Source organism: Rhodopseudomonas sp. BR0C11, from assembly GCF_010820945.1.
Classification (GTDB): Bacteria; Pseudomonadota; Alphaproteobacteria; order Rhizobiales; family Xanthobacteraceae; genus Rhodopseudomonas; species Rhodopseudomonas palustris_H.
On sequence record NZ_QTKI01000441.1, the window covers coordinates 1 to 3,759 of the forward strand.

The 3,759-nt window shown below is 64.6% G+C and carries 5 protein-coding genes; all 5 read right to left on the reverse strand.

Annotation, left to right across the window (positions count from 1 at the left end; genetic code table 11):
- On the reverse strand, positions 1-835 hold an 835-nt coding region (gene ytpR, locus DYI24_RS23000; protein ID WP_164573979.1), incomplete at its 3' end, for a YtpR family tRNA-binding protein.
- Between the two features lie 144 nt (positions 836-979).
- Positions 980-1,483 carry an endonuclease domain-containing protein gene (locus tag DYI24_RS23005; RefSeq protein ID WP_164573980.1) on the reverse strand — a complete coding sequence of 168 codons (504 nt, stop codon included), beginning with the start codon at positions 1,481-1,483 and terminating at the stop codon, positions 980-982.
- A gap of 227 nt (positions 1,484-1,710) precedes the next feature.
- Complete coding sequence (pheS, locus tag DYI24_RS23010) at positions 1,711-2,793, reverse strand: phenylalanine--tRNA ligase subunit alpha (RefSeq protein WP_164573981.1); 1,083 nt, start codon at positions 2,791-2,793, stop codon at positions 1,711-1,713.
- A gap of 143 nt (positions 2,794-2,936) precedes the next feature.
- Positions 2,937-3,296, reverse strand: a complete 360-nt coding sequence (gene rplT, locus DYI24_RS23015) for a 50S ribosomal protein L20 (RefSeq protein ID WP_011155609.1) — start codon at positions 3,294-3,296, stop codon at positions 2,937-2,939.
- An 83-nt stretch (positions 3,297-3,379) separates the two neighbouring features.
- Positions 3,380-3,580, reverse strand: a complete 201-nt coding sequence (rpmI, locus tag DYI24_RS23020; protein ID WP_011155610.1) for a 50S ribosomal protein L35 — start codon at positions 3,578-3,580, stop codon at positions 3,380-3,382.
- Between the last annotated feature and the right edge of the window lie 179 nt (positions 3,581-3,759).

Below are 3,759 nucleotides of genomic sequence, written 5' to 3' on the forward strand. Positions count from 1 at the left end.
CCACCAGATTGCCCTTCACCTTGGCGGCGTCGAACACGTGGAGCGGGCGCGAGCGATCGAACGTCAGGTAGTTGGTGATGTCGACCAGCGCGTTGATCGGGCGCAGCCCGATCGCGGTCAGGCGCTTCTGCAGCCATTCCGGCGACGGGCCGTTCTTGACGCCCTTCACCAGTCGCAGCGCGAAGCCGGGGCACAGCTTGCTGTCTTCGACCGTGACACTGACCGGGCACGGGAATTCGCCCTTGATCTGCTTGATGCCCGGGTCCTTGAACTTACCCATGTCGGCGGCGGCGAGATCGCGCGCGATGCCGTGCACGCCGGCGCAGTCCTGCCGGTTCGGCGTCAGGTTGATGTCGAGCACCGGATCGCCGAGCCCGGCCCAGGCGGCATAGGGCGTTCCGACCGGCGCATCGGCCGGCAGCTCGATGATGCCGTCGTGATCTTCGGAGATTTCCAGCTCGGCCGCGGAGCACAGCATGCCGCGGCTTTCGACGCCGCGAATATTGCCGATGCCGAGCGTGAAGTCCTTGGCCGGAATATAGGTGCCGGGCGGCGCGAACACGGTGACGAGGCCGGCGCGCGCATTCGGCGCGCCGCATACCACCTGCACGGGCGCGCCGCCGTCACCGACGTCCACCGTGCAGACCTGCAGCTTGTCGGCGTTGGGGTGCTTGGCGGCGGTCAGCACCTTGGCGATGATGAACGGCGCCAGCACCTTCGCCTTGTCCTCGATGCCCTCGACTTCGAGCCCGATCATGGTGAGCTTGTCGGCGAGCTTTTCCAGCGGCTCGTCGGTGTCGAGATGATCTTTCAGCCAGGAGAGCGTGAGTTTCATCGGTTGTTACTTCCGTCTGGCCGCGCAGTGGGCGCGTCGTACTGAATGCTCAAGGTCGTGCCCGCGTCGCCCTCACCCCAGCCCTCTCCCGCAAGCGGGAGAGGGAGCAGGCCGTGCCGAATGGTGAGGCTGCGGGCCATATCGTTAGTCCGAATCGTCCGATGACGGGCGCTGCGTTGCTTCGTTTTGTTTAGGCCGCAGCTTCCCCGCACGCTCGGCGCGCTCCCTCTCCCGCTTGCGGGAGAGGGTGGGGGTGAGGGCTCTTGCCGCAAGCACATCTGCAATGCTCTGCAACACCCCTGCTCGATTGGTCATGACTTCATGATTGCTGAAGCGGATCACCTGAAACCCGCGCGCCTCGATCGCCGCCGTGCGGGCCGCATCAGCGCGCTCAGCGTCATCAGCAAAATGCTGACCGCCGTCGAGTTCGACCACCAGCTTTTTCGCGTGGCAGGCGAAGTCGGCGATGTACGGCCCGATCGGCACCTGACGCTTAAACGAAGCCCCGTCGAGCTGCTTGTCGCGCAGCGCCGACCACATCAGCCGCTCCGCATCGGTGGATTTCTTGCGCAGCTCGCGCGCGTGGCGGCGCTGGCCCGGGGAGACGTTCCAGCTCGGTTTCGGCGTCGGCTGCTTCGGATCGTCCATCGCAAGCTCCGTGCCCGTGTCTCCCTCACCCCAACCCTCTCCCGCAAGCGGGAGAGGGAGCGCGCCGTGCGCAATGGCGAGGTCTTCAATCATCTCGACGACAAATCTTCTTAACTAACCGGCCGCGTTTGAGCGATGAGCTCCCGCAAACACAGCCTGCTCCCTCTCCCGCTTGCGGGAGAGGGCTGGGGTGAGGGCCCTTGCGCCAAGCACGGCGCGCGCAACACTCACGAACTCAATCCCCCCGCCAGCGTCGGGATGTCGAGCGGCTTGAAGCCGTAGTGATTGAGCCAGCGCACGTCGGCTTCGAACAGCTGCCGCAGGTCGCTCATGCCGTATTTCAGCATGGCGATGCGATCGATGCCCATGCCCCAGGCGAAGCCTTGATACTCGTCCGGATCGAGGCCGCAGGCGGTCAGCACGTTCGGGTGCACCATGCCGCAGCCGAGAATCTCCAGCCAGTCTTCGCCTTCGCCGAACCGGATCTCGTCCTTGCCGCGGCGGCACTGGATATCGACTTCCAGCGACGGCTCGGTGAACGGGAAGAACGACGGCCGGAACCGCATATTGACGTTGTCGACCTCGAAGAACGCCTTGCAGAACTCGTGCAGGATCCACTTCAGGTGCCCGAGATGGCTGCCCTTGTCGATCACCAGGCCTTCGACCTGATGGAACATCGGCGTGTGGGTCTGGTCCGAGTCGCTGCGATAAGTGCGGCCGGGACAGATCACCCGGATCGGCGGCCGCTGCGACAGCATGGTCCGGACCTGCACCGGCGAGGTGTGGGTGCGGAGCAACAGGCGCGAGCCGTCTTCCTTCGGGTTGAAATAGAAGGTGTCGTGCATCTCCCGGGCCGGATGGCCTTCAGGGAAGTTCAGCTTGGTGAAGTTGTAGTCGTCGGTCTCGATGTCCGGACCTTCGGCGATCGAGAAGCCCATGTCGGCGAAGATCGCGGTGAGCTCGTCCCACACCTGGCTGAGCGGATGCAGCCGGCCCTGCTCGGCGGCGGGCTCGCGCATCGGCAAGGTGACGTCGATGGTTTCGGCGGCCAGCTTGGCGTCGAGCGCGGCGGCCTTCAGCACGTCGCGGCGGGCGGCCAGCGCCTCGGTCACCGCTTCCTTGGCGCGATTGATCGCCGCGCCCTCGGTCTTGCGCTGCTCGGGGTCCATCTTGCCGAGCGTGGCGAGCAGTGCCGAGATCGAGCCCTTCTTGCCGAGCGCTCCGACACGGACCGCTTCGAGCGCGGCCTCGTCTGAAGCCGCCGCGATATCGGCGAGGATTTGGGATTGCAGGTTTTCGAGATTGGACATGAGCCGCCGTTCCCCTCAAGAAGTCATGCCCGGGCTTGACCCGGGCATCCATCGCTTCTCGAAAGATGGATCGCCGGGTCAAGCCCGGCGATGACGGTCAACCCGTTGAACGTCGGGGCCGCCGATGCGGCCTCGAATGAACCTCAGGCCGCGAGCGCAGCCTTGGCCTTCTCGGCGATCGCCTGGAACGCCGCCGGCTCGTTGATCGCGAGATCCGACAGCACCTTGCGGTCGACGACGATGCCGGACTTCGACAGGCCGTTGATGAACACGCTGTAGGTCATGCCGAACGGACGCACCGCGGCATTGAGGCGCTGGATCCACAGCGCGCGGAACGTCCGCTTCTTGCGCTTGCGATCCCGGAACGCGTACTGGCCGGCCTTGTCGACCGCAGCCTTGGCGGTGCGGATCGTGTTCTTCCGACGACCGCGATAACCCTTGGCGAGCTTGTAGACCTTCTTATGCTTGGCGTGAGCCGTCACACCGCGTTTAACGCGAGCCATGACTGATCTCCTTCATCTGAATTTGGTTTGGACGGCCGCGATGCGGCCCGATGAGGCTGCCGCGCAAGGCGCGGCGTGAACGGTCAGGCGTTCGGCAAGAAATACTTCTTGATGTTGTCGCCGTCGGTTTTGAAGATCGCGCGGGTGCCGCGAAGCTGACGGATCTGCTTCTTGGTACGCTTGATCATGCCGTGGCGCTTGCCACGCTGGGCGGACATCACCTTGCCGGTGGCGGTCACTTTGAAGCGCTTTTTGGCGCCCGATTTGGTCTTCAACTTGGGCATTTGGCTCTCCTTTGCCACGCGCGAAAAGCGCCCCGGGGGCGCTCTGCGGCGGCGGACATGCTCGTTAGAGCGTTGAAATTGCACGACCATTCTCAAGATCGAGGCAGGTCGGCAGGGCCATCGCCACGGCAGCCCTTGATCAGCCGGGCGATGAAGGCTGCGCTTATGGCCTGTCTCTT

Coding starts and splice junctions, on each gene's coding strand:
- DYI24_RS23005 (WP_164573980.1), bottom strand. CDS start 1,483: ATGGACGATCCGAAGCAGCCGACGCCGAAACCGAGCTGGAACGTCTCC.
- pheS (WP_164573981.1), bottom strand. CDS start 2,793: ATGTCCAATCTCGAAAACCTGCAATCCCAAATCCTCGCCGATATCGCG.
- rplT (WP_011155609.1), bottom strand. CDS start 3,296: ATGGCTCGCGTTAAACGCGGTGTGACGGCTCACGCCAAGCATAAGAAG.
- rpmI (WP_011155610.1), bottom strand. CDS start 3,580: ATGCCCAAGTTGAAGACCAAATCGGGCGCCAAAAAGCGCTTCAAAGTG.